The sequence below is a fragment of the Clostridium sp. AF35-15 genome, assembly GCF_003477745.1.
Classification (GTDB): domain Bacteria; phylum Bacillota; class Clostridia; order Lachnospirales; family Lachnospiraceae; genus Otoolea; species Otoolea fessa.
Genome location: NZ_QUDY01000010.1, coordinates 80,316 through 105,165 on the forward strand (window position 1 = coordinate 80,316; position 24,850 = coordinate 105,165).

Annotated in this window: 19 protein-coding genes and 1 other annotated feature; of the genes, 18 read left to right on the forward strand and 1 reads right to left on the reverse strand. The window is 49.7% G+C overall.

Annotated elements, in window-relative coordinates:
• Window positions 1-24: 24 nt before the first annotated feature.
• The 4 genes from DWZ76_RS11710 to DWZ76_RS11725 all read left to right on the forward strand — a co-directional run bounded on the left by DWZ76_RS11710 (window position 25) and on the right by DWZ76_RS11725 (window position 6,351).
• Complete coding sequence (locus tag DWZ76_RS11710) at window positions 25-1,707, forward strand: ABC transporter ATP-binding protein (RefSeq protein ID WP_118472802.1); 1,683 nt, start codon at window positions 25-27, stop codon at window positions 1,705-1,707.
• Entirely contained in the window at window positions 1,704-3,569 is a 1,866-nt protein-coding gene (locus DWZ76_RS11715) for an ABC transporter ATP-binding protein (RefSeq protein WP_118472767.1), read from the forward strand. Before DWZ76_RS11710 ends, DWZ76_RS11715 begins: the two co-directional genes overlap by 4 nt.
• Before the next feature lie 181 nt (window positions 3,570-3,750).
• Window positions 3,751-4,737, forward strand: a complete 987-nt coding sequence (locus DWZ76_RS11720) for a diaminopimelate dehydrogenase (protein WP_118472768.1) — start codon at window positions 3,751-3,753, stop codon at window positions 4,735-4,737.
• 195 nt (window positions 4,738-4,932) lie between these two features.
• The gene (locus DWZ76_RS11725; RefSeq protein WP_118472769.1) at window positions 4,933-6,351 is read left to right on the forward strand and encodes a D-alanyl-D-alanine carboxypeptidase family protein; all 1,419 of its coding nucleotides are present in this window, start codon (window positions 4,933-4,935) and stop codon (window positions 6,349-6,351) included.
• Between the two features lie 113 nt (window positions 6,352-6,464).
• Here the strand turns inward: DWZ76_RS11725 and DWZ76_RS11730 are convergent, their stop codons facing one another.
• Window positions 6,465-7,604: a DUF362 domain-containing protein gene (locus tag DWZ76_RS11730; protein ID WP_118472770.1), complete on the reverse strand. Its 1,140-nt coding sequence runs from the start codon at window positions 7,602-7,604 to the stop codon at window positions 6,465-6,467.
• 308 nt (window positions 7,605-7,912) lie between these two features.
• On the opposite strand from DWZ76_RS11730, the gene DWZ76_RS11735 reads away from it, so the two are divergent.
• The 14 genes from DWZ76_RS11735 to DWZ76_RS11810 all read left to right on the forward strand — a co-directional run bounded on the left by DWZ76_RS11735 (window position 7,913) and on the right by DWZ76_RS11810 (window position 24,746).
• Window positions 7,913-9,004 (forward strand): glycosyltransferase family 2 protein, encoded by a 1,092-nt coding sequence (locus tag DWZ76_RS11735; RefSeq protein ID WP_118472771.1) that lies wholly within the window; start codon window positions 7,913-7,915, stop codon window positions 9,002-9,004.
• A 429-nt stretch (window positions 9,005-9,433) separates the two neighbouring features.
• On the forward strand, window positions 9,434-10,447 hold the full coding sequence (locus DWZ76_RS11740; protein WP_118472772.1) for an ATP-binding cassette domain-containing protein: 1,014 nt from the start codon (window positions 9,434-9,436) through the stop codon (window positions 10,445-10,447).
• A 1-nt stretch (window position 10,448) separates the two neighbouring features.
• Complete coding sequence (locus DWZ76_RS11745; RefSeq protein ID WP_118472773.1) at window positions 10,449-11,114, forward strand: methionine ABC transporter permease; 666 nt, start codon at window positions 10,449-10,451, stop codon at window positions 11,112-11,114.
• A 111-nt stretch (window positions 11,115-11,225) separates the two neighbouring features.
• On the forward strand, window positions 11,226-12,107 hold the full coding sequence (locus DWZ76_RS11755; RefSeq protein WP_117795596.1) for a MetQ/NlpA family ABC transporter substrate-binding protein: 882 nt from the start codon (window positions 11,226-11,228) through the stop codon (window positions 12,105-12,107).
• Window positions 12,108-12,296: 189 nt separating this feature from the next.
• Window positions 12,297-13,229, forward strand: a complete 933-nt coding sequence (locus DWZ76_RS11760; RefSeq protein ID WP_207663651.1) for a type II secretion system protein — start codon at window positions 12,297-12,299, stop codon at window positions 13,227-13,229.
• 270 nt (window positions 13,230-13,499) lie between these two features.
• Window positions 13,500-13,796, forward strand: a binding site (T-box leader).
• Between the two features lie 186 nt (window positions 13,797-13,982).
• A complete protein-coding gene (locus tag DWZ76_RS11765; protein ID WP_118472774.1) occupies window positions 13,983-14,174 on the forward strand; it encodes a DUF6472 family protein in 192 nt (63 codons plus the stop codon).
• A gap of 110 nt (window positions 14,175-14,284) precedes the next feature.
• Window positions 14,285-16,936, forward strand: coding sequence for a valine--tRNA ligase (locus DWZ76_RS11770; RefSeq protein ID WP_117795594.1), 2,652 nt, complete (start codon window positions 14,285-14,287; stop codon window positions 16,934-16,936).
• Window positions 16,937-17,323: 387 nt separating this feature from the next.
• Entirely contained in the window at window positions 17,324-17,806 is a 483-nt protein-coding gene (locus DWZ76_RS11775; protein WP_118472804.1) for a GNAT family N-acetyltransferase, read from the forward strand.
• 292 nt (window positions 17,807-18,098) lie between these two features.
• Entirely contained in the window at window positions 18,099-20,057 is a 1,959-nt protein-coding gene (locus DWZ76_RS11780; RefSeq protein ID WP_117795592.1) for a fructose-1,6-bisphosphatase, read from the forward strand.
• A gap of 617 nt (window positions 20,058-20,674) precedes the next feature.
• Window positions 20,675-21,451, forward strand: a complete 777-nt coding sequence (locus DWZ76_RS11790; RefSeq protein ID WP_118472775.1) for a CpsB/CapC family capsule biosynthesis tyrosine phosphatase — start codon at window positions 20,675-20,677, stop codon at window positions 21,449-21,451.
• A 79-nt stretch (window positions 21,452-21,530) separates the two neighbouring features.
• Window positions 21,531-22,322 (forward strand): Wzz/FepE/Etk N-terminal domain-containing protein, encoded by a 792-nt coding sequence (locus DWZ76_RS11795; protein ID WP_118472776.1) that lies wholly within the window; start codon window positions 21,531-21,533, stop codon window positions 22,320-22,322.
• 6 nt (window positions 22,323-22,328) lie between these two features.
• On the forward strand, window positions 22,329-23,048 hold the full coding sequence (locus DWZ76_RS11800) for a CpsD/CapB family tyrosine-protein kinase (protein ID WP_118472777.1): 720 nt from the start codon (window positions 22,329-22,331) through the stop codon (window positions 23,046-23,048).
• The gene (locus DWZ76_RS11805; RefSeq protein WP_118472778.1) at window positions 23,045-24,073 is read left to right on the forward strand and encodes an LCP family protein; all 1,029 of its coding nucleotides are present in this window, start codon (window positions 23,045-23,047) and stop codon (window positions 24,071-24,073) included. The genes DWZ76_RS11800 and DWZ76_RS11805 overlap by 4 nt, the downstream gene beginning before the upstream one ends.
• A 37-nt stretch (window positions 24,074-24,110) precedes the next feature.
• Window positions 24,111-24,746: a hypothetical protein gene (locus tag DWZ76_RS11810; RefSeq protein ID WP_118472779.1), complete on the forward strand. Its 636-nt coding sequence runs from the start codon at window positions 24,111-24,113 to the stop codon at window positions 24,744-24,746.
• The last annotated feature ends 104 nt before the right edge of the window (window positions 24,747-24,850 follow it).

Below are 24,850 nucleotides of genomic sequence, written 5' to 3' on the forward strand. Positions count from 1 at the left end.
AGCGCCTTTATTCTGGGACCGCTCATGATGGTAACGGAGGTGCTGGGTGAGATTTTGCTGCCCAAATTTATGTCGATGATTATTAACCATGGCGTGGCGCAGAAAGACGGCGGATACATTCTCAAAATGGGACTTGTGATGGCGATTACCTCCTTTTTGATGGCGGCAGGCGGCATTCTGGGGGCATATTTTGCAGCGAAGGCGTCGATTTCCTTTACCAGTGATCTGCGCCGCGACTTATTTGCCAGAGTGCAGCAGTTTTCATTTAAAAATATCGATACGTTCAGCACGGGATCGCTGGTAACCCGTCTGACGAACGATATCCAGCAGGTACAGAACCTGATTATGATGGGACTTCGGATGATGCTGCGCGCGCCGGGCATGTTCCTGGGGGCGCTTGTGATGGCATTCTGGATGAATGCGGAACTGGCAGCTGTCATCCTGGTGGTGATTCCGCTTCTGACGGCGGCGATCGTCTGGATCCTACGGACTGCCTACCCGCGGTTTACAGCCATGCAGAAAGCGCTGGATACGCTCAATAGCGGCATCCAGGAGGTGCTGACGAACGTGCGGGTGGTGAAATCCTTTGTGCGGGAAGACTACGAGGAAAAGCGGTTTGCCGACACGAACCGGGAGCTCAAGGAGGCAGGGCTGCGGGCGCTGAAGATCGTAATTGCGACGATGCCGGTCATGATGTTCGCGATGAATGTGACGACACTGGCAGTTGTCTGGTTCGGCGGAAACCTGATTATCGGCGGACGGATGGCGGTCGGGGATCTGACGGCATTTACGACCTACATTGTACAGATTCTGATGTCACTTATGATGCTCTCAATGGTATTTTTGCAGAGTTCCCGCGCGATGGCGTCCATCCGGCGAATCGATGAGGTGCTGGATGAGCCGATTGATCTGAGCGATGAAAATGCATCACAGAAGGACCGGAAGGTTGAGAAAGGACGCGTGGAATTTAAGGATGTTTCCTTTTCCTACCGCGAAGGCGGTGAGCCGGTTCTATCCCACATCAGCCTGACGGCAGAGCCGGGAGAGACGATCGGCATCCTCGGTGCGACCGGAAGCGGAAAAACGTCGCTGGTACAGCTGATTCCCCGCCTCTATGATGTGACAGAGGGGAGTGTGCGGGTGGATGGTATCGATGTGCGGGAGTATTCCCTGAAAAATCTCCGGGACGGCGTTGGCATGGTTTTACAGAAAAACGTCCTGTTTTCCGGCACGATCGAGGAAAACCTGCGCTGGGGTGATGAGACGGCGACGGAGGAAGAAGTGCGGCGGGCAGCAGTGTATGCGCAGGCAGATTCCTTTGTGAATTCGTTTGCCGAAGGCTACAAAACGGAGATGGGACAGGGCGGCGTCAATGTATCCGGCGGTCAGAAACAACGGCTGTGCATCGCAAGGGCACTCTTAAAGAAGCCGAAGATCCTGATTCTCGACGACAGCACCAGTGCGGTCGATACGGCAACGGAGGCGGCGATCCGGACGGCATTCCGGGAAGATTTGAAAGATACGACGAAATTTATTATCGCACAGCGGCTGAGTTCGCTGGAATACGCGGATCGGATTCTCGTCCTTGAGGATGGCAGGATTATCGGAGAGGGAACGCAGGAGAAGCTGCTGGCATCCTGTGAGGCGTACCGGGAGATCTATGAGACGCAATATGGAAAACGGGCAGCCGGGGAGGGGATGGCATGATGGATGAAAAACAGATTGAAAGCCTGAAACGCCGATATGGCAGCCGCATAGCCGACGCGCCGAAACGCCGCCGGGGACCGGAACGGATGGCGGTCATGAAGGGCGGAAAGCCCAAGGCGGGCGGTCAGACGATGCTGCGCCTGCTTTCATACTTAAAACGCGACCGGATGGCGATGACAGTCGCCTTTTTCTGTGTGATCCTGGGGACGGTGACGAATCTGGCGGGCGCCTATATGCTGCGCCCGATCATCAACCGGTATATTGTGCCTTTAGATGGCAGCCGGGGCGATGTGGCGGGGCTGTTCCGTTCCCTGTGCGTGATGGGAGCGGTTTATTTAGCCAGCGTTGCCGCTTCCTATATGCAGTCGCGCATCATGCTGCAGGTGGCGCAGAACGCGCTGCAGCGGCTGCGGGAAGAGCTGTTTAACCATATGCAGACGCTTCCGCTCCGGTTTTATGATACCGGCAGCAACGGCGATCTGATGAGCCGTTTTACAAACGATGTGGATACGATCGGCATGATGCTCAGCAGTACGCTGGTGCAGCTTTTATCCGGCGCACTCAGTATTGTGGGAACGCTGGTGCTGATGATTTACACGAACGTGTGGCTGACGGTGATTACGCTTGCCATGATGCCGGTGATGCTGAGTGCCGGTAAATTTGTTGCCGGACGGAGCCAGAAATATTTCTCTGCCCAGCAGGCGGCGCTTGGCGCGATGAACGGCTATATTGAGGAGACCGTGCAGGGGCAGAAGGTCGTCAAGGTATTCTGCCATGAGGAGATCGCAGAGGAAGAATTTGGATGGCTCAATGCGGATCTGAAAGAAAAACAGATCCGGGCACAGTTTTTCGGCGGTGTGATGGGACCGGTCATGAACAATTTAAGCCAGTTAAATTATGGACTGACAGCCTGCATTGGCGGTCTGCTCTGTGTGTTCCGGAATTTTGATGTTGGTGGACTGACCGTATTTTTAGGTTTTTCGCGGCAATTTTCCAGACCGATCAACGAGCTTTCCATGCAGGTTGGAAACGTATTTTCGGCGCTGGCAGGCGCGGAGCGCGTGTTTGCTGTGCTGGATGCGGAACCGGAGGCGGCAGATGCGCCGGATGCGGTTTCGATCGCGCCGATCCGCGGTGAGGTGGTGCTTGACCATGTGACGTTCGGCTATGAGCCGGGGCAGGTGATTTTGAAGGATATTTCGCTCTATGCGAAGCCGGGACAGAAGATCGCCTTTGTCGGTTCGACGGGAGCCGGAAAAACGACGATCACGAATCTGATCAACCGTTTTTATGATATACAGGGCGGCTCGATCACGGTGGACGGCGTCGATGTCCGCCGGATGCACCGGAAGGAGCTGCGGGAAAATATCGCGATGGTTCTGCAGGATACGCATCTTTTTACCGGCACGGTACGGGAAAATATTCGATACGGGCGGCTGGATGCCACGGATGAAGAAGTTGTTGAGGCGGCAAAAACGGCATCGGCGCATTCCTTTATCATGCGTCTGCCGGATGGGTATGACACGATGCTGGAGGGCGACGGTGCAAACTTAAGCCAGGGACAGCGCCAGCTATTAAACATTGCGCGGGCAGCAGTTTCTAAAGCACCGATCCTGATTCTGGATGAGGCGACGAGTTCGGTCGATACGCGGACGGAGAAGCACATCGAGCACGGCATGGACCGGCTGATGGCGGACCGGACGACCTTTGTCATCGCCCACCGGCTTTCGACAGTCCGCAACGCCAATGCGATCATGGTGCTGGAGCACGGGCAGATCATTGAGCGCGGCGACCATGAAGATCTGCTGGCGCAGAAAGGGCGGTATTTTGAGCTGTATACCGGAATGAAGGAGCTGGAATAAGGCTTTCGTTGAGAATTAAATGAGAATTTGTTTCCTGTACGCGTGAACTCACCTATATTGAAAAACGGATGGATCTAGTGTATAATGGGAACACTTGAAATTTTTAAGTAAAATCGGATCGCGTAAGCTGGAAAATAGAGCCGGATCCGTGGCAAATTTTGTACCGTTAGGAGGAATATCTATGAGTATCCGAGTTGGAATTTTAGGATATGGAAATCTGGGACGCGGCGTGGAGTGTGCGATCCGCCAGAATCCGGATATGGAACTGAAAGCAGTATTTACACGGCGTGCGCCGGAAACGGTCAAGATCCTGACCGAGGGCGTACCGGTTTATCATGTAAATGAGGCAGAGGCGAAGAAAGACGAGATCGACGTTTTGATTCTCTGCGGCGGTTCGGCTACGGATCTGCCGGTTCAGACCCCGAAATATGCACAGTGGTTTAACGTAGTGGACAGCTTCGATACCCATGCAAAGATTCCAGAGCATTTCGCAGCAGTCGATGAGTCCGCACAGAAATCCGGAAAGGTTGGCATCATCTCCGTTGGCTGGGATCCGGGTATGTTCTCCCTGAACCGTCTCTATGCAGCTGCATGCCTGCCGGAGGGCGAAAATTATACATTCTGGGGCAAGGGCGTCAGCCAGGGACATTCCGATGCGATCCGCCGGATCGAGGGCGTCAAGGATGCCAGACAGTACACAATCCCAGTTGAAAGTGCACTGGAGGCAGTCAGAAGCGGCAGCAGCCCAGAGCTGACCACCCTCGAAAAACACACCAGAGAGTGCTTTGTTGTGGCAGAAGAGGGAGCGGATCAGGCAAAGATCGAGAATGAGATCAAGACCATGCCGAACTACTTTTCTGATTATGACACAACGGTTCATTTCATCACCGAAGAAGAACTGAAACGCGATCACAACCGTCTCCCGCACGGTGGTTTCGTACTCCGCAGCGGTAAGACCGGCTGGAACAAAGAGAACCACCATATCATCGAGTACAGCTTAAAGCTGGATTCCAACCCGGAATTTACTTCCTCCATCATCGTGGCATACGCACGCGCGGCATACAAGATGAACCAGGAAGGCCAGAAGGGCTGCAAGACCGTCTTTGATGTGGCACCGGCGTATCTGTCGGCAGAGAGTGGGGCAGATCTGCGGAAGAAGTATCTGTAATAATTTCAAATTTTCCTTTCAACTTGTATTGTCGCTTAAAATGAAGTAAAATGTAAGACAGATTTGCATGATTTGTACCTGCGCAGCACTGGCAAAATCCGTTAAAGTCCGCGCAATGAGTGAACGTAACTTTACGTTTGCGGGAGCTGGCGGGTAGCAGAAAAGCGAAAATACATACAGGAAGGACAATATACGATGAATAAATGGAAAAAATCCGTGCGTTCCCTCTGCCTGGGAATGGCACTTATGATGTCTGTGTCATGGACTGCATTTGCTGCGACAGACGGGGCGACCGGTCCGGGACAGGCGGCAGGAGGCACGGTCTCCGGCGCAGTTCCTTCGGGAGCAACGGTTACTTCACAGAATGCAGCTCAGCCGACGGTGGCAGCGCAGGGCGCAGTGCTCTATGATGCGACGCACAACCAGTTCCTGTTTTCCAAGAATGCGGATACGCAGTATTATCCAGCCAGCATCACGAAGCTGATGACGGCGCTTCTGGTAGCGGAAAACTGTAATCTGAGTGATACGGTAACCTTTTCCCAGACGGCAGTTTCGAATCTGGAATCGGGCGCGGTGACGCTGCAGGTCAAGGCGGGTGATACCTTTACGGTTAAGGACTGTCTCTATGGTCTGCTTTTAAAATCGGCAAATGAGGTGGCAAACGGACTGGCGGAGCATGTGTCCGGCAGTGTCAGCGCGTTTGCGGATAAGATGAATGAGAAGGCAGCGTCCTTAGGATGCACGCATACGCATTTTGCAAATCCGAATGGTCTGAACAATGCGAACCATTTTACAACCGCACATGATATGGCGCTGATTGCAAATGCTGCATTCAATAATGCGACGGTGCGTCAGGTTGCATCGACCCTGCATTACGATTTCCCGGCGACTGCCAGCGTGCCGACGGTGCGGACGCTTACGATGGGACATAAGATGCTCAATCCGGCAAATTCCCAGTACTATGAGGGAATCATAGGCGGAAAGACCGGTTATACCTCCCTGGCAGGCAACACGCTGGTAACGTGTGCAGAGCGAAATGGCGTGCGCCTGATTGCAGTTATTTTAAAGAGTTCGCAGACCCATTATGACGATACGAAAAAGCTGCTGGACTATGGTTTTGCAGTGGCGGGAAGCGCATCCGGCACACCGGCTGGCACGAACACCTCGGTATCGGATGCGGCGAACAACAGTACGTCAAATTCCAGCAAGCCGTCCGGCAATACGACCAGTACAAATACCTCGTCTTCCGGCAGCCAGGGTGGACCGGGTAGCTCTGGAGCTGGCAATACAGCTGCTCAGGGCGACGGTGCGTGGCAGCAGTTTGGAAATGAATGGAAATACCTGAAAGCAAACGGAACCTACGCGGCAAATGAGAGTCTACTGATCAAGGGAGAGACATACTATTTCCATGCAGATGCGTGGATGGCGCGTGACTGGCAGATGGTAAACGGCTCCTGGCATTATTATACCGAAAGCGGGGCTATGGCGAAGAGCCGCTGGATTCAGACGAATGGATACTGGTATTATGTGAGTGCTGACGGAGCATTGTTTGTCAATGGAACGACACCGGACGGATATAGAGTCGATGCGAATGGTGTCTGGATTCAGAAATAAAGAAGAGCATAAAACGGAGCCGACCGGCAGAAAAGACCGGGGCGGCTCCGTTTTTCACAGCTCTGCGGTCGCAAAAAGACCGGCGGCACAGCTGGCAGATGGGGGTGATGTTATTATAGTGTGATCAATTCATACTCCCGGCTTCCCAGACCGATCTTCTCCGCGTGTGCCAGGCAGCTTTTCCACTCAGATTCTGGTGTGGAATTTGTGAAATGGTCATGGTGATCGTGGAAATCCGGATCGGCAAGATGTTTTGCAAGCTGGCTGCCCGGCATCGGAGCAGCGGCCAGACAGGCGTCCACACAGGCCTGATCGAGTGCCAGCGGATCGAAAGAAGCAAACATACCAAGATTTGGAAGGATCGGTACGTCATTTTCACCGTGGCAGTCGCAGTTCGGGGAGACGTCAACGACCAGGGAAATATGGAAGTTTGGACGTCCATCCACAACGGCTTTTGTGTATTCCGCCATACGGCAGTTTAACAGCTCGTTGGCTGCGTTGTTGTCAAATTCGATTGCGTCAAAATTGCAGGCGCCGAGACACCGTCCGCAGCCGACGCAGTGCTCAGAATCCACGTGCATTTTTCTGGAGGCTTCATCGAAAACGAGACCGCCGTTGGCACATTCCCTCTGACAGCGGCGGCAGCCCCGGCAGAGCTTTTCCTTGACGTGTGGTTTTCCACTGCTGTGCTGATCGGTCTTACCGGCGCGAGAACCGCAGCCCATGCCGATATTTTTGATCGTACCGCCGAAGCCGGTCATCTCATGTCCCTTGAAATGGGTCAGGCTGATAAAGACATCGGCGTCCATGACGGCGCGGCCGATCTTAGCTTCTTTGATGTATTCGCCTCCGGCCACCGGAACAGCGATGTCATCGGTGCCTTTTAATCCATCACCGATGATGATTGGACATCCAACAGTCAACGGGGTAAATCCGTTTTCCCAGGCGCATTCCAGGTGCTCGAGCGCATTCTTGCGGCTGCCTGGATACATCGTATTGCAGTCTGTTAAAAATGGTTTGCCGCCCAGCTCTTTGATGACATCAACAACGGCTTTGGCATAATTCGGACGCAGATAACTGATATTTCCAAGTTCACCAAAGTGCATCTTGATAGCGACAAATTTACCGTCCATATCGATGGAACCGATCCCGGCTTTACGGATCAGTTTTTTTAATTTGGCAGGGAGACCGTCGCCAAATGCAATGGTGTGGAAATCTGTAAAATATACCTTTGCTTTTTCGCTTTTTGACATATGAATACCTCCTGATAGATGGCTTTTTTTGATTTTTTTCTCAGTCGAGAAGACGCCCACCTCTTTAGGTGGCGAGTAATGGTAAAGTGATAAAAATATCAATTCTATTATACCGGAATCGGGTGGATGTGTCAAAAATTTACTTTTCTTTTTAATGTGGTTCCTATATAATAAAACAATATGGAAAAAGCAGATTTCAGCTGCAGGGAGGATTCTGGCAAGATACCTGTATCTGGAAACCTGCTTTTGAAAATACGAGGGGACTTGTCTGCATAGAAGGGACAGTGACCCGGGCAGGAGATGACAGTATGAGAAATGCACCGGTTATCTATATCGTGGTGCCTTGTTACAACGAAGAGGAAGTTCTGCCATTGACGGCAGAATTTTTAGGAAAAAAATTAGATGATTTAACCCGCAGCCGCCGGATTCATCCGGGAAGCCGGGTGCTGATGGTAGATGACGGTTCGAGGGATAAAACGTGGAAGATGATCGAAGAATTCCATGAGAAGGATGAACGGTTTGCAGGTGTGAAGCTGAGCCGCAACCGCGGGCATCAGAATGCGCTTTTAGCAGGACTTTTTGAGGCGGCGAGACGGCGGTGTGATGCGGCGATCTCGATGGATGCCGATCTGCAGGATGATGTGGACGCATGCGACGCGATGATCGAGCGGTATATGGCTGGCTGTGACATCGTGTACGGTGTGCGTCGCCACAGGACGACGGATACATTTTTTAAGCGTACAACCGCACTGGGATTTTATAAGATTATGAATGCGTTGGGAGCGAACACCGTGTATAATCATGCGGATTACCGACTGATGAGCCGGAGGGCGCTGGAAGGACTGGCGGAATTTTCGGAGGTCAATCTGTTTCTGCGCGGGATTGTCCCGATGATCGGCTATCCGTCCGATGTGGTATATTATGACCGTAAAGAGCGGGCAGCAGGGGAGAGCAAATATCCGCTGAAAAAGATGCTGGCTTTTGCCATCGAGGGCATCACTTCGCTGAGTACAAAGCCGATCCGGATGATTACGTTCATGGGAATTGCGGCATTTTTTGTCAGTATTGGATTCCTTATCTGGGCAGTGGTTGATTTCTTCCGGGGCAATACGATCACCGGCTGGGCGAGCATGATGGTGTCGCTCTGGTTTATCGGCGGACTGCTCCTTCTCTCGGTCGGAATCGTCGGAGAGTATGTCGGAAAGATTTATCTGGAGTCGAAGCACCGCCCGCGCTATATCATTGAGAGCCGCACGCCGGATCGCATCCGAGAACGTGAGAAAGGGCGCAGCCGGAGGCAGGAGATGCCGGGAGAAAATTTGCGCCGCAGCCGTGCAGAAGCACGGGAACTCCAGACATCAAAAAGAAGAGAGGCTGTGCAAAAACCGGAGCAGGAGTGAAAGAGCTCTTAAAAATAATAGTTCTTAAAAATTCAGGAAACACTTGACAAACCTGGAAAATGGGTGTATCTTCATAAACAAATAATTCCTATCAGGAATAAGGGAATATAAGCTGAAAGGGGACAGATCCGATGCGTCAGAGTAAAGCCATGCAGATGAATATGATGATGAACGGCATGTGTATGATGTGCTGTCATATTTGTGTGCATGAAAGACGGAACGGGCTGGTCGGATAGACCTGTAAGTATAGCATAGGAAGCCGCGATCCGTACTGGATTCGCGGCTTTTTTGTGTCATAAGAAATTCCTTGGAATTCCTTATGACACAAAAAGGCACTAACTGCTTCCTGTGACAGAAAAACAGTAGTGGCATCTTTTATGCGACAGGATATCAATGCTGTATATTCGAAAAAAGAGAGGGGAAAAGACAATGGAGCAGAGAAAGAAAGCGATCATCTGCCTGGAAGGGCTGGGAAAGCAATTCCAGACAACTAACGGAACGGTGACCGCGTTAGATGATATTAACCTGGAAATCCTGCAAGGTGAGATTTTTGGAATTATCGGTCTGTCAGGTGCAGGAAAGAGTACGCTGGTCCGGTGTATCAATTATCTGGAGACACCGACGGCGGGACGGGTTATTTTTGAGGGACAGAACCTGTCGATGATGAAGGAGGCGGAGATTCGGAAAGCCAGACAGTCGATGGGAATGATTTTCCAGCAGTTTAATCTTCTGGCACAGAGAAATGTACTCCAGAATGTGTGCTTTCCGATGGAGATTGCCGGTGTCCCGAAAGCAGAGGCGAAGAAACGGGCGGCTGAGCTTTTAAAATTAGTCGGTCTGGAAGAACGGATGAAGGCATATCCGGCACAGCTCTCCGGCGGACAGAAGCAGCGTGTGGCGATTGCACGTGCGATGTCCACGAACCCGAAGGTGCTGCTTTGCGATGAGGCGACGAGTGCCCTCGACCCAAACACGACAAAATCGATTTTGGAGCTTCTCAAGAAGATTAATCGCGAACTCGGCATTACTGTGATCGTGATTACCCATGAGATGGCGGTGATTGAGTCTATCTGCGACCGTGTGGCGATCATCGACCACAGCCACATTGCAGAGTCTGGCAAGGTATCAGAGATTTTCTCCGGTCCGAAGTCGGAGATTGGGCGGCAGCTGATTCTCGGTGAGACGGTAGGGCAGAAGACAAGCTTTGCCAGAGCGCGCCAGATCCGCGTTATTTTCAATGGACAGGAATCTTCGGAGCCAATTATTTCCAATATGGTATTAGCCTGCAAGGCTCCGGTCAATATCCTTCTCGCGGATACCCACGATATCGGGGGCAAGGCGATGGGACAGATGCTTCTGCAGCTCCCGGAGGACGAGGTGGATGCAGGGCGTATCTGCAATTATTTAAAAACGGTCGGTGTGACCTATGAGGAGGTGCGCTAAGATGATATTTGATGCGAGGACAGTTAGTATGCTGGTAAAAGAGACCTGGAGAACCTTATATATGGTGGGTCTTTCTTCCCTGATTTCTTATTTGATCGGCATCCCGCTCGGCGTGGCGCTGGTTGTAACCGATAAAGACGGCATCCGTCCTGTGCCGCTGTTTAACAAAGTGGCGGGTGTGATTGTCAACCTGCTCCGTTCGGTGCCGTTTATCATCCTGTTAGCGATGGTAATGCCGCTGACCCGCGCGATCGTGGGAAAGACGATCGGAGCAAATGCGGCAGTTGTACCGCTGGTAATCGCGGCGTTCCCGTATATCAGCCGTATGGTAGAGGCATCGTTAAAGGAAATTGATGCAGGCGTGATAGAAGCAGCAAAATCAATGGGCGCTTCGACCTGGCAGATTATTTTCAAGGTGCTGCTTCCGGAGTCCAAGCCGTCCCTGTTAGTTGGCGCGGCGATTTCAATCACGACGATCCTCGGATATTCCGCGATGGCAGGCTGCGTCGGCGCCGGTGGTCTGGGCGATGTGGCGATCCGATATGGATACCACCGTTATCAGGCAGATATGATGCTGGTTACCGTTGTGATTCTGGTTATTATCGCACAGCTGATTCAGGAGATCTTTACGCGGAGTTCGAGAAGAAGTGATAAGAGAATCCGTTAATAAGATATTTACAGAAATGAAATGCAGCCTATCGTCTGTGGCAGATGCAGGACATTTCTGAAATATAAATTTAAAGGAACTGTTTAAACCCACAAAGAGGAGGAAATCACTATGAAAAAATCATTCTTAGGAACCACATTCCTGGCACTGCTGGCAGCTGCATCCTTAGCAGGCTGCTCTTCCAGCTCGAATGAGACAACTGCTGAGACCGCTGCAGAGGCAGCAGAGGAGACTACCGCAGAGGCAAAAGAGGCAGACGGCGATCTGGAGAAGCTGGTAGTAGGCGCAAGCCCGGCACCGCATGCTGAGATCCTGGAAGCTGCAAGAGACCTTCTGGCAGACAAGGGCTACGATCTGGAGATCGTAGAGTATACTGATTATGTACAGCCGAACAACGCACTGGAGTCCGGCGATCTGGATGCAAACTACTTCCAGCACAAACCATATCTGGATACCTTCAATGAGGAGAATGGCACTCACCTGGTAAGTGCAGGTGCAATCCATTATGAGCCATTCGGCATCTACGCAGGCAAGAGCGATTCTTTAGATGAGCTGGCTGACGGCGCAGAGGTTCTGGTGCCAAACGATGTAACCAACGAGGCAAGAGCACTTCTGCTTCTTCAGGATCAGGGTCTTCTGACACTGAAAGAGGATGCAGGTCTGACCGCAACTATCAATGATATTACAGAGAACCCGAAGAACCTGGATATCGTAGAGCTTGAGGCAGCACAGCTTCCGCGTTCCTTACAGGATGCTGATATTGCAGTTATCAACGGCAACTACGCAATCGAGGCTGGTTTAAAGGTAACCGATGCTCTGGCAGTAGAGGCTTCTGATTCTCTGGCAGCCCAGACATACGGAAATGTCGTAGCAGTCCGTGAAGGTGACGAGGAGAGCGACAAGACAAAAGCTCTGATGGAAGTCCTGACAAGTGATGATATCAAAGAGTTCATCGAGACGAAGTATGATGGAGCGGTTGTTCCGCTGTTTTAATTGACGGCAGGGACCTGATTACAGCAACGAAATTGGGAAGAGGCGGATGCTTTGCGGTGAAAACCGCAGGCGGAGGTCTCTTCTTTCAATTTATGGGAATGTGCGTCAGATGAAAAATGTTTTGCGTGAATTTTTTTGAATCATGTGATAGAATAAGAAAAAGATAAAGGTGACAGGCGGGTGATAAGAATGGAAATTCATATGCAGAACAGGAAAAAGGGCTTTACGCTGGCGGAGCTTTTGGTAGTCGTTGCGATAGTTTCCATTTTAGCTGCAATTTCTATTCCTATTTTTACCAGGCAGCTGGAGACCAGCCGGGAGGCCACGGATCTTGCCAATGTCCGTTCTGCATATGCAGAGGTTATGGCAGCGGTCATGATTGAGGATACAGAGAATGAAGTGAAGGTTGTAAAGCTGAAGCAGAAAAAAGAAAAATGGCAGTCGCATGACCCGGTGACGATAGGTGGAGTGATGCATTATAATGATCAGGGTGATACGGCCAACTGGATTGGTTATCCGGTTCCGGGTGGGGAGTGCGAAGTTTCCTATCGGCCTGATTCGGGAGTGCTTTTTAACTGGAAAAGCGGAAATGGTACAGGCGGTTCGGAACAGAAATACGCGTTTAATATCAATTGCGATGTACATGCGCCCTTGAATGACAGCGGCATATTGAAAATGCTGGGTAATAACAACAATTTTGAAATTGATTCCAACTGTACAAAATCCAATATGCTTCCCAAGATACAGGCGAAGATTGAGGGGGACAGCCTGTTAAAAAAGGGAACCTGGGCCTATCTGGGAGATGCAACGGATAAGTCGAAGCGATATTTATTTTGGACATCTGTAGATATATCCTCAGATTCGGTTGGTGCAGGAAAGAAGATACCGGTTATTATCAGTACAGCAGATGGAAGGTTTTATATTTCAGAAACAACTACCGCTATTCGAAAGAATACAGCTGGTAATTATGTAGCAATCGCCGATCATCTAACTCCACAACAGTATAGGGAATGTCTTTCGGAGGATAAAAAGTATAAGAATCTGCAGGAGGCATATGATGCATACGCAAAGCTGGTGACAGATGGGACGTATCCACAGTATAAGGATACGCTGCCGAAGTAGGGGCTGTGCAGCTGTTACAGGTGGGCGTCTTTAAAGTGGGGGGAGCCAGGGCATATGTTACTGTTCACGCATACGTGCCCAGTAACGGAATTTGCCGTGGCTTCGCATTTAAATACGGCAAATTCCTGCTGCCACCACGTTTTCTTACGGCACTTTCGGTTCCAAAAGTGCCTACCTGTGAACAGTAACGGGCATATATCATTTACCAACCTGTGCCGAAAACCTTGACATTTTCCTGAAAAACCTCTATGATAACAAGGAACTGAAAAATGAAAGGCAGTGAAGAAGAGGAGTACACATAGAAGCCCTGACAGAGAGAACCGCGCAGGTTGAGAGACGGTTCCGGGAAACGGATGTGGAAGGTAGCTTCGGAGCCGGATTTCTGAAAAACTGCGTTCTGCTATGACTTAGGAATGGTGTGAAAGAGAGTGGTGGATAAGAGATCCCGGGAGTTCCCGTTATAGAATCAAGAGGATTGGGATAAAATCTGAATGTGTGCAAAGAAAACACCGACAGATGGAAATCCTGATTGAATTAAGGTGGTACCGCGTATATGACGCCCTTTGCAGATGATATGTCTGCAAGGGGCTTTTTCATTTCATAGGAAATTACGTCCTATGAAACAAAAAACGCTCCGCGAGGATGCGCACTCGCGCGAAGCAGAAACATGTCGCAAGCGACCGCGCTCGGCGCGAGAATGTGCCAAGGCACATTCTTTTTCATAGGAAACGCGCTTCGGAAAGGACAAAACAGATGAAAAAACAGGGTCCGCTGACAAGCTGTGATACGTGCGGTAATTATGTCTATGACGATGATTATGGGTATTATCTGTGCGAGGCAGATCTGGATGAGGACGAGATGGCGGCATTTTTAAACAACCAGCGTTTTGTCTGCCCGTACTACCAGACGGATGATGAGTACAAGATTGTCCGGAAACAGATGTAAGAAACTGCATCGGAAATTACACAAAATGAAGGTAAACAAGATGCGGTTCATGATAGAATGCGAGGATAAACAGCATTTGATGAGTTAAAACACAAAAGGAGAATCGATCAATGAAAGAACTGGAAAAAACATATAATCCGGCAGATATTGAAGATCGCCTGTATCAGAAATGGCTGGACAGCAAATATTTCCACGCCGATGCAGAGCGCGGACGCAGAAACGGCAAGAAGCCGTTCACGATTGTGATGCCTCCGCCAAATATTACCGGACAGCTTCATATGGGACATGCGCTGGATAACACCATGCAGGATATCCTGATCCGTTACAAGAGAATGCAGGGCTATGAGGCACTGTGGCAGCCGGGTACCGACCATGCGGCGATCGCAACGGAGGTTAAGGTTATCAATAAGCTGAAAGAGCAGGGCATTGACAAGCATGATCTGGGTCGTGAGGGCTTCCTGGAGAAAGCATGGGAGTGGAAAGAAGAGTACGGCAGCCGTATCGTAAAACAGCTTCACAAGCTGGGTTCCTCCGCTGACTGGGACCGCGAGCGTTTCACGATGGATGAGGGCTGTTCCGAGGCGGTTCTGGAAGTATTTACCAGACTGTATGAAAAAGGTTATATTTACAAGGGATCCCGTATCATCAACTGGTGCCCAGTCTGCCAGACTTCCATTTCGGATGCCGAGGTAGAGCATGAGGAGCAGGACGGCTTTTTCTGGCACATCAATTACCCGATCGTCGGCGAAGAGGGACGTTTCGTCGAGATCGCAACCACCCGTCCGGAGACGCTGTTAGGCGATACTGCGGTAGCTGTCAACCCGGAGGATGAGCGCTACAAGGATATCGTAGGCAAGATGTTAAAACTGCCGCTGACCGACCGAGAGATTCCGGTCATCGCGGATGAGTATGTAGATAAAGAGTTCGGTACCGGCTGCGTAAAGATCACACCGGCACATGACCCGAACGACTTTGAGGTAGGAAAACGCCACAACCTGGAAGAGATCTGCATCATGAATGACGATGCAACTATCAGCGTACCGGGCAAATATCAGGGCATGGATCGCTACGAGGCGAGAAAAGCCATGGTAGAGGATCTGAAGGAAATGGGACTTTTAGTCAAAGTCGTTCCGCATTCCCACAACGTAGGTACCCACGACCGCTGCGGCACAACCGTCGAGCCGATGGTAAAACCACAGTGGTTTGTCAAGATGGAAGAGATGGCGAAACCGGCGGTAGAGGCACTTAAATCCGGCAGACTTAAATTCGTTCCGGAGAGCTTCGGAAAGACCTATCTGCACTGGCTTGAGGGCATCCGTGACTGGTGTATTTCCCGTCAGCTCTGGTGGGGACACCGGATTCCGGCTTATTATTGTGATGACTGCGGCGAGATGACCGTTGCCAAGAGCGCACCGGCGGTATGCCCGAAATGCGGCGGCACCCACCTGCATCAGGATGAGGACACGCTGGATACCTGGTTCTCCTCCGCCCTGTGGCCGTTCTCCACGCTCGGCTGGCCGAAGGATACACCGGAATATGAATATTTCTATCCGACCGACGTGCTGGTAACCGGATATGATATCATTTTCTTCTGGGTTATCCGTATGGTATTCTCTGGTCTGGAGCAGACGGGCAAAGAGCCGTTCCACACCGTCCTGATCCACGGTCTGGTACGCGACTCCCAGGGACGCAAGATGAGTAAATCCCTTGGAAATGGTATCGATCCGCTCGAGGTTATCGACAAGTACGGTGCCGATGCACTTCGTATGACCCTGATGACCGGTAACGCACCGGGCAACGATATGCGCTTCTATTGGGAGCGTGTGGAAGCGAGTCGTAACTTTGCAAACAAGGTATGGAATGCATCCCGTTTCATTATGATGAACATCGAAAAAGCGCCGGTAACGGATGTGAAGCTTTCTGATCTGCAGATGGCTGACCGCTGGATCCTCTCCAAGGTCAACACGCTGGCAAAAGATGTTACCGAGAACATGGATAAGTACGAGCTGGGAATCGCCCTCCAGAAGGTTTACGATTTCATCTGGGAGGAGTTCTGCGACTGGTACATCGAGATGGTAAAACCGAGACTCTGGTCCGAGGAAGACACCACCAAGGCCGCTGCACTCTGGACCCTGAAAACGGTTCTGATCCAGTCCTTGAAACTGCTGCATCCATATATGCCGTTCATCACCGAGGAAATCTTCTGCAACCTGCAGGATGAGGAACCGTCCATCATGATTTCTTCCTGGCCGGAGTACAAGGATGAGTGGAATTTCGCAGACGAGGAGAAAGCTGTAGAGACGATCAAGGATGCAGTCCGCGCGATCCGCGGCGTCCGCACATCCATGAACGTACCGCCGAGCAAGAAGGCAAAAGTATACGTTGTATCCGAGGATCCGGAAGTTCTGGCCATCTTCGAGCACAGCCGTGTCTTCTTCGCAACTCTTGGCTACGCGAGCGAGGTTGTCCTTCAGAAGGACAAGAGCGGAATCGCAGACGATGCCGTATCGGCTGTGACTGCAAAGGCAACCATCTATATGCCGTTTGCAGAGCTGGTGGATCTGGACAAGGAGATCGAGCGTCTGACCAAGGAAGAGGAGAAGCTGAAAAAAGAGCTTGCCCGTTCCGAGGGTATGTTAAGTAATGAAAAGTTCGTCAGCCGCGCACCGGAGGCAAAGATTGCCGAAGAGCGTGAGAAGCTGGAGAAATACCGCCAGATGATGGCACAGGTACAGGAGCGCCTGGCACAGCTGCGGAAATAGTTGAATATGAAGTAAAAGGCAGGATCGAGAGATCCGCCTGATGCGTGAAATAAGCCGATGTGTATGGGGAAAACTATATGCATTGGCTTATTTGCAAAGAAGGAACCGAAATTATTCTGTTTTTTATCTCAGTCGAGAAGACTCCCACCTCTTCTGGTGGTGAGTAATAGCAAATTTGTCTCAGTGGGAGTCCATTCTCCGACTGAGATAAACGCTCCGCGAGGATGCGCAGTGATTCTGTAAAGAATATGTCAGCTTCGCTGACCAGAATCACGCGCCAAGTCTCACGGACGTTCGACTTGAATTATATGGGCGAATGCCTTTGAAGAGAGAAAGGAGATTATTTTTTTATCCTCGAACGAGGATAATTGGATGATACGAGATATTATGGAGATAAGAACAGCGACAATAGCAGATCTGGCTCAGATTGCAGCCGTGGAAGCAGAATGCTTTCCGGCAGCGGAAGCCGCAACGAAAGAGGAGTTTGCGGAGAGAATTAAGTATTATGGAAATTATTTCTGGCTCATGTTTGAAGGCGAAAAGCTGATTGCGTTTGTGGACGGCTTCGTCACAGACAAGCCAGATCTGACGGATGAGATGTACGAACGGGCAGAAATGCACGATGAAAACGGCGCATGGCAGATGATTTTTGGTGTCAATACGATCCCGGCATATCGGAAACATGGCTATGCGGGACAGTTGCTCCAGTGCGCCATCGAGGATGCCAGAAAACAGGGGAGGAAGGGACTTGTGTTGACGTGTAAGGAAAAATTGATAGCCTATTATGCCAAGTTTGGATTTGTGAATGAGGGGATCTCGGAATCGGTGCATGGGAATGTGACTTGGTATCAGATGCGGTATAAGTTTTAAATTTAAGAAGAAATACGTGATTGCCCGCAAATACTAATAATACTTATTATAGGAATCGAAATGGCGTTTTTAATAGAAGTGTGATAAGATACAAGTATCAGAATTAAAAATGAGACGCCATTTCGATTTTTTGTAATTGTTTGCAATAAGCATTACAAATTCTTTTCCATCTTTCTGCGTGTATCTTTTGCGTGTGTTTTATATGCATAACGGGCATCGGAAGCAGGCTGCACGGGATTGGGTGAAAAAGGGTCAAAAGGGGCGTCCGCAAACAGGAGGGGTTAGAGAAAACATGAAATCATTGCAGGCGCGTTATCTGGATCGACTGGCAGAGCTTTACCCGACGATTGCAGCGGCATCGACGGAGATCATCAATCTGGAATCGATCTTAAATCTGCCGAAAGGAACGGAACATTTCCTGACCGATATCCATGGGGAATACGAGGCATTTTCTCATGTATTGAAAAATGGTTCCGGTTCCGTCAAGCGAAAGATTGACGATGTATTTGGAAATACCCTGAGCCGTCAGGACAAGCAGTCACTGGCAACCCTTATTTACTATCCGGCGGAGAAAATGAGCCGGATTCTGCAGACGGAGAAGAACCCGGATGACTGGTATAAGATCACACTCTATCGTCTGATTGCGGTCTGCCGCCGGGCAGCGAGCAAGTACACGCGTTCGAAGATCCGCAAGGCGCTTCCGAAGGAATTTGCCTATGTGCTGGAAGAACTTCTGACTGAGCGCGGTGATCTGCAGGACAAGGAATCCTACTACGATGCCATCGTCCAGACGATTGTCCGTGTGGGACGGGCGAAAGCCTTTATTATAGCGCTAAGCGAGCTGATTCAGCGCCTGACGGTCGATCATCTTCATATCGTAGGCGATATCTATGACAGGGGTCCGGGACCGCATATCATCATGGACAAGATGATGACCTATCACTCGATTGATGTCCAGTGGGGCAATCACGATGTGCTCTGGATGGGCGCGGCAGCGGGACAGATGGGGTGTATTGCAAACGCAATCCGTATCTGCGCGAGATATGGAAACCTGGATATTTTGGAGGATGGTTACGGCATCAACCTTCTTCCATTGGCAACTTTTGCGATCAATACATATGGGGATGACCCGTGCACCTGCTTCCAGTTAAAGGGCAGTGACTCTTACAGTGCGTCTGAGCGCGAGATGAACCAGAAGATGCACAAGGCGATCTCGATCATCCAGTTCAAGGCGGAAGGGCAGATCATCAAGCGCCATCCGGAATTTGGCCTGGAGAAACGAAATCTTCTGCATCATATTGATTTTGAACGCGGTGTTCTGGAGCTGGGCGGCAAAGAGTACAAGATGCTCGATATGAATTTCCCGACCGTAGATCCGAAAGATCCATATGCATTTACACCGGAAGAAGCGGATATTATGGAACGTCTGGAACGTGCATTCATGAACTGCGAGAAGCTGCAGCAGCATATGAAATTCCTGCTGGCGAAGGGAAGTCTCTATAAAGTATACAACAATAACCTTCTCTACCATGGCTGCGTTCCGTTAAATAAGGACGGTACCTTCAAGGAGGTAGAGATCTACGGCAAGCAATATAAGGGAAAGGCGCTGTACGATATTCTGGACAATTATGTCCGCAAGGGGTTTGTCGCGGTCGATAAGGCAGAGCGGGAAAAAGGCAGGGATATGATGTGGTATATCTGGCTGAATGAAAATTCCCCGCTGTTCGGCAAGGACAAGATGGCAACGTTTGAACGCTATTTTCTGGCAGAAAAAGAGACACATAAAGAAGTAAAAAATCCGTATTACGATATGCTGGAAAATGAGGAAGTGCTTGACCGCATTCTCCGTGAGTTTGGTCTGGAGCCGGAGGGCGCGCACATCATCAACGGTCACGTCCCGGTCAAATCCAAAGACGGCGAGAGCCCGCTCAAATGCGGCGGTAAGCTTCTCGTCATCGACGGTGGTTTCTCAAGGGCATATCAGAAAGAAACCGGTATCGCGGGGTATACGCTGATTTACAACTCCTACGGTCTGATTCTGGCAGCGCACGATCCGTTTGAGTCCACCGAGGCGGCGATCGAGAAGGAGAGTGATATCCATTCCGAGAGCCGTATGGTCAAATGGGTGCCGGAGCGCAAGTGCGTCGGGGATACCGATATCGGACGGGAACTGAAAGAGAAGATCAAAGATCTGGAAAAACTGCTGAATGCGTACTATAGCGGTGCGATCGCGGAGAAATTTACGCGGTAGATCATTCGCCAGACAACGGATGCAAATGGAAATCACGTAAGTGATCCGATTGCAGTGAATGCTGTAGAGGCAAATATTCAGAAATCAGAGAGTGTAAAATGAAAAGGAATACGGCAATGACATAATATGTATTATGTCATTGCTGCATTCCTTTTTTTAATAAATTTTTTATTATTGTACTATAAAATATTACAAACTACAACCGCAACGCAAACTGGAATATTGCGTTTTTTTTGTTTTGAAAATAATGTAATCAGAAAATCAACGTTTTCCTTTTTTCTTTTCTCTCATCGGCTGTAAAAGTCCTCAAATCACGGCACACTGTATATGACATGATACATATTATGTCATATACAGGGACATATATAAAGCAGGAAAATCTGGTTGGCGGAAATATGGACATCTTTTGATTATAAGACAGAGCGAGAAGAAGACAGGAGTTCACCGATACTGGGTGTGCCAATGCGATTGCGGAAACATCTGTCTGGTTTACGGAACGCATTTAAAAAGTGGACATACAAAAAGCTGCGGCTGTTACCGCAGAAAAAGGCAGACGCATGGATGGCTGGATCTGACGGGAGAACAAAGCGGCGCTGAGAGCGAAGGGAGAGAATAGAATGTTGCAAAAATCGCAGGAAGAGCCGAAAAAAAAAGAACAAAGAATTTCGGACATACATACACACGTTCTTCCGGGACTTGATGATGGCTCGAAAAGCATAAGCGCCAGTGTTCGGATGCTTCGGAAATCATATCAGCAAGGTGTGCGCAATGTGATAGCAACCCCTCATTATACCGTCTATCACTGGCGGACAAAACCGGAACAGATACAGAGACTTATGGAGCAGATGGCAAAAGCGGTTCAGAAGGTGATGCCGGAGCTGCGACTGTATAGCGGGCAGGAAATACAATATTTTGAAGGCATGGCTGATATGCTTCAGAGGGGAGAACTGCTGACACTGGCGGGAAGTCATTATGTTCTGGTAGAATTCCTTCCCCAGTCGCAGTGGAGCCAGATACAGAATGCAGTCCGGGAGCTGCTGCTGGCGGGATATTTCCCAGTGCTGGCGCATATTGAGCGTTATCAGTGTCTCAGAAAGACAGGACGTCTGACAGAGCTTCAGAGGGAGGGCGCTTATCTTCAGATGAATTACGGAAGTCTGATAAAGCTTAGAAATGTCTGGAATTTACGTGAGAGACTGGAACGGCGCTGGTGCCGTAAAGTGTTGCTGGCGGGATATATCAGTTTTTTGGGAACCGATATGCATGGGGTTCATCATCGTGCACCGGACAGTGACAGGGCACTTGCCTGGATCCGGAAAAAAGGCGGGGATACATTGGCCAGACAATTGTCAGTGGAGAATCCAGAAAAAATAATCCTGGATGAACGATTATAAGAGAAACTCTAAAATACATCTGAAACAGATTGGCAGAATGCCGGTCAGAAAAAAAGAAAGAAAAGGAAATTTGTAAGGTATGGAAACGAAAGAGAGTCAAAAACAGGCGTGGGATGACGAGGATGTAATTGATGTCGGAGAGATTTTGTATGCATTGCTCCGGAAACTCTGGATTATCATCGGAGCGCTTGTGATTGGAGGAGCAATTGGAGGGGCATATAGTTACTTTTTGCTCACACCGCAGTACACTTCAACCGCAAAAATCTATGTACTGACAAAAGAAACAACACTGACATCGTTGGCCGACCTGCAGATTGGCACGCAGCTGACGCAGGATTACAAGACGATCATTACCGGCCGCTCGGTCATGGAAGAGGTAGTCGATAAACTTCATCTGGACATGGACTATAAAAACCTGGTTAAGAAGATTGAAGTGGAGAATCCGAAAGATACACGTATTCTGAGCATCTCAGCGCAGGATCCGGATGCGGAAATGGCAAAAAAGATCGTTGATACGACGGCAGAAGTAGCATCGGACTATGTAGGAGAAATCATGGAGATGACACCGCCGAAACTCATCGAGAGCGGTGAGGTGGCTGTTAAAAAGACCAGTCCGAGCAATACCAAAAATGCTGCGATTGGCGCTTTGATAGCAGCCTTTTTGGTGTGTGCATACATCAGCCTGACCGTTATTTTGAATGATACGATTCAGTCAGAGGAAGATGTGGAGAAATATCTGGAACTGCCGGTACTGGCTGTGATTCCGGAGAGCAAGATTCACGGAAGAGGCGAGAAAAAAGTAAAACGTACCTCTGGCATCTGGGATATCATCAATCCATTTGCCGGAAAAGAGAAAAACGAAAGAAGGTAGGAGAGCATGGCAAACCAGAATCTGTTCATCCCGGTTACACAGGATGAAAAAAAAGACTATCAATATGAGGAAGCAATGAAAACACTCCGTACCAACATTCAGTTTTCGGGCAGTGGATTGAAAGTGATCATGCTGACCAGCACGATGCCGGATGAGGGAAAAAGTGAGACATCTTCCCAGCTGGCGATTTCAATGGCACAGACAGAGGGACGAGTTTTATTTATTGATGCCGATATCCGTAAATCCGTGCTGGTATCCCGCTTCGGATTCGGGCAGCAGATTTACGGTCTGACGCAGTACCTGACAGGACAGAAACTGCTGGGGGATATTCTGTATCATACCAATCTGCCAAATCTTGACATCATTTTCTCTGGCCCGATGGCGCCGAATCCGGCGGAATTGCTGGGAGAGGACGCATTTGCGCGGCTGGTTGAATGGGCAAGAAATGAATATGACACGATCATCATTGATACGCCGCCTCTTGGAAGTGTCATTGACGCAGCTATTATTTCTCAGCGCTGTGACGGAGCTATCCTGGTAGTTGAAAGCGGGGCGCTCAGTTATCGCCTGGTGCAGAAAGCAAAAAACCAGCTTGAGCGGACGGGCTGCCGGATTTTAGGAGCCGTACTGAATCGTGTCGATATGGCAGGCAGCGGATACTATCATAGATATTATGGAAAATATTCCAAATATAGTAAATATTACGAAAACGAGTCGGATAAATGAAAAAGCAGAATATGATTCGATGGATTGCCGGAGCGGCGCTGGGAATCGCCTGCGTGGGATTCGGTATCCATGCGTATTACAGATATGAAGAGAGAGAAGCAGCCGTGCAGGAGATGGAAGCACGCGGGCAGCAGGAAAACAAGGATGCAGAAGACCAGAAAAATGGGATTTTGACCTGGAATGGAAAGAAATATCGCCGGAATACAGCGATGAGAGCCATTCTTTGTATGGGTATTGATACGAAGGGCGAGATGGCATCACAGGTAGTTTCGGGAAAAGGCGGCGATGCCGATGCCATCTTTCTGATCGCCGAGGACGCGTCCAGAGATCAGGCTCAGATTGTTCTGATTCCAAGAAATACAATGACGGAGATAGAGGTATTTGACTATTTTGGGGAACCTCTGGGAACCGAGACACAGCAGCTGACGCTGGCGTATGCGTTTGGAGACGGGCGGGAAGAAAGCTGTGAACTGACAGCAGAAGCCCTTTCTAAACTTTTATTTGGTCTTAAGATCGACGGATACTTTGCAGTCAATATGGATTCGATTCCCTATTTCAATGATGCAGTCGGTGGTGTGCCGGTTACTGTGGATGACGAGATGGTCGCAAACCAGTATCCAGAAGATTTCAAGATGGGAGAAACAGTCAACCTGATCGGAGATCTGACAGAAAAATATGTCCGCTTCCGGGATGTGGACGAAGAGGGTTCCGCAAGTATTCGTCTTCACCGGCAGAAAGGATATCTGAAAGCGTTTATTCAGAAGGCAAAGGAAAGTCAGGCGGCAGACAAAACCACCATAACCCGGCTGGTGGATGGAATACAGAAATTGGCGATCACCAACATGGCAAAGGACCAGTACATGGACATGGGACTGGCGCTTTTGAACAGTCCGGATGCCATGGAAGACGGTGATTTTATTGAACTGTCGGGAAAAATATATCAGGGAAAATTCGAAGAGTTTTATCCAGATATGGATGAGCTAAAAGAGATTGTCATCAATCTTTTTTATAAAGAAAAAGCTTAAAAAGCAAAGGCTTTGAAAGCCGGAAAGGAAGGTTCAAATGAAAAAGAAGTACGCAGCACTCATGATGGCAGCAGCAATCATGGCAGTGCCGGGCACACTGGCAATGGCAGCGAGCCCGAACACAAATGTGACGGTCAACCGCGGAGGAAGCAGTTCAGGTTCTGCCTCTTCCAAGAGCGCAGGTCTCAATGTAAATGCGGGAACCATTACCAACAAGACATCTACGGGTATCAAGAATAGTGGTAAGAATGGTTCCAACGGTATTACTGTTTCGCAGGGAAATACTGCAAATGGCAGTTCGGTTGGGTTCGCATCCGATCAGCAGATCAAAGACGGCAATAGCTGGGCTGTTGCAGAAAAAGTGTTTGAGATCAATGCAGGTGTTCCGCTGTATCGTGTAACGGGTGATCCGGCACTGGTTGGATATTCTCCGCTTATGCCGGCACAGCAGCTCATGACAACCGATGCAAATGGCGGTGTAGTGAGTGATCCGGTCACGGTAAATATTGCAGTAGCAGCTCTGGGTGATGTTCAGAATGTAGAAATCTACTACTACAGTGAAACCGATCATAAGTGGGAATTAGCTCCGGTCAACGGGATTGATCATGCAACAAACTCTGTTAATGTAACAATTCCGGGCAATGCAGTCTTTACATTGGTTCATAAGAACTAATTGATAAGGCCGCGGAAGCCGGCAGGTATCTGGTAAGAGAGGTACCTGTCGGTACCTTGAGAGGCTGATTTACAAAGTCGATTGCAATAGGCATTGACGGGGGG

Excerpts from the sequence above, each read along its gene's own strand:
- DWZ76_RS11710 (WP_118472802.1), top strand. The coding sequence starts at position 25 with ATGATGGTAACGGAGGTGCTGGGTGAGATTTTGCTGCCCAAATTTATG.
- DWZ76_RS11720 (WP_118472768.1), top strand. The coding sequence starts at position 3,751 with ATGAGTATCCGAGTTGGAATTTTAGGATATGGAAATCTGGGACGCGGC.
- DWZ76_RS11770 (WP_117795594.1), top strand. The coding sequence starts at position 14,285 with ATGAAAGAACTGGAAAAAACATATAATCCGGCAGATATTGAAGATCGC.
- DWZ76_RS11725 (WP_118472769.1), top strand. The coding sequence starts at position 4,933 with ATGAATAAATGGAAAAAATCCGTGCGTTCCCTCTGCCTGGGAATGGCA.
- DWZ76_RS11730 (WP_118472770.1), bottom strand. The coding sequence starts at position 7,604 with ATGTCAAAAAGCGAAAAAGCAAAGGTATATTTTACAGATTTCCACACC.
- DWZ76_RS11755 (WP_117795596.1), top strand. The coding sequence starts at position 11,226 with ATGAAAAAATCATTCTTAGGAACCACATTCCTGGCACTGCTGGCAGCT.
- DWZ76_RS11760 (WP_207663651.1), top strand. The coding sequence starts at position 12,297 with ATGGAAATTCATATGCAGAACAGGAAAAAGGGCTTTACGCTGGCGGAG.
- DWZ76_RS11735 (WP_118472771.1), top strand. The coding sequence starts at position 7,913 with ATGAGAAATGCACCGGTTATCTATATCGTGGTGCCTTGTTACAACGAA.
- DWZ76_RS11780 (WP_117795592.1), top strand. The coding sequence starts at position 18,099 with ATGAAATCATTGCAGGCGCGTTATCTGGATCGACTGGCAGAGCTTTAC.
- DWZ76_RS11795 (WP_118472776.1), top strand. The coding sequence starts at position 21,531 with ATGGAAACGAAAGAGAGTCAAAAACAGGCGTGGGATGACGAGGATGTA.
- DWZ76_RS11805 (WP_118472778.1), top strand. The coding sequence starts at position 23,045 with ATGAAAAAGCAGAATATGATTCGATGGATTGCCGGAGCGGCGCTGGGA.
- DWZ76_RS11740 (WP_118472772.1), top strand. The coding sequence starts at position 9,434 with ATGGAGCAGAGAAAGAAAGCGATCATCTGCCTGGAAGGGCTGGGAAAG.
- DWZ76_RS11775 (WP_118472804.1), top strand. The coding sequence starts at position 17,324 with ATGGAGATAAGAACAGCGACAATAGCAGATCTGGCTCAGATTGCAGCC.
- DWZ76_RS11800 (WP_118472777.1), top strand. The coding sequence starts at position 22,329 with ATGGCAAACCAGAATCTGTTCATCCCGGTTACACAGGATGAAAAAAAA.
- DWZ76_RS11715 (WP_118472767.1), top strand. The coding sequence starts at position 1,704 with ATGATGGATGAAAAACAGATTGAAAGCCTGAAACGCCGATATGGCAGC.
- DWZ76_RS11765 (WP_118472774.1), top strand. The coding sequence starts at position 13,983 with ATGAAAAAACAGGGTCCGCTGACAAGCTGTGATACGTGCGGTAATTAT.
- DWZ76_RS11790 (WP_118472775.1), top strand. The coding sequence starts at position 20,675 with ATGTTGCAAAAATCGCAGGAAGAGCCGAAAAAAAAAGAACAAAGAATT.
- DWZ76_RS11745 (WP_118472773.1), top strand. The coding sequence starts at position 10,449 with ATGATATTTGATGCGAGGACAGTTAGTATGCTGGTAAAAGAGACCTGG.
- DWZ76_RS11810 (WP_118472779.1), top strand. The coding sequence starts at position 24,111 with ATGAAAAAGAAGTACGCAGCACTCATGATGGCAGCAGCAATCATGGCA.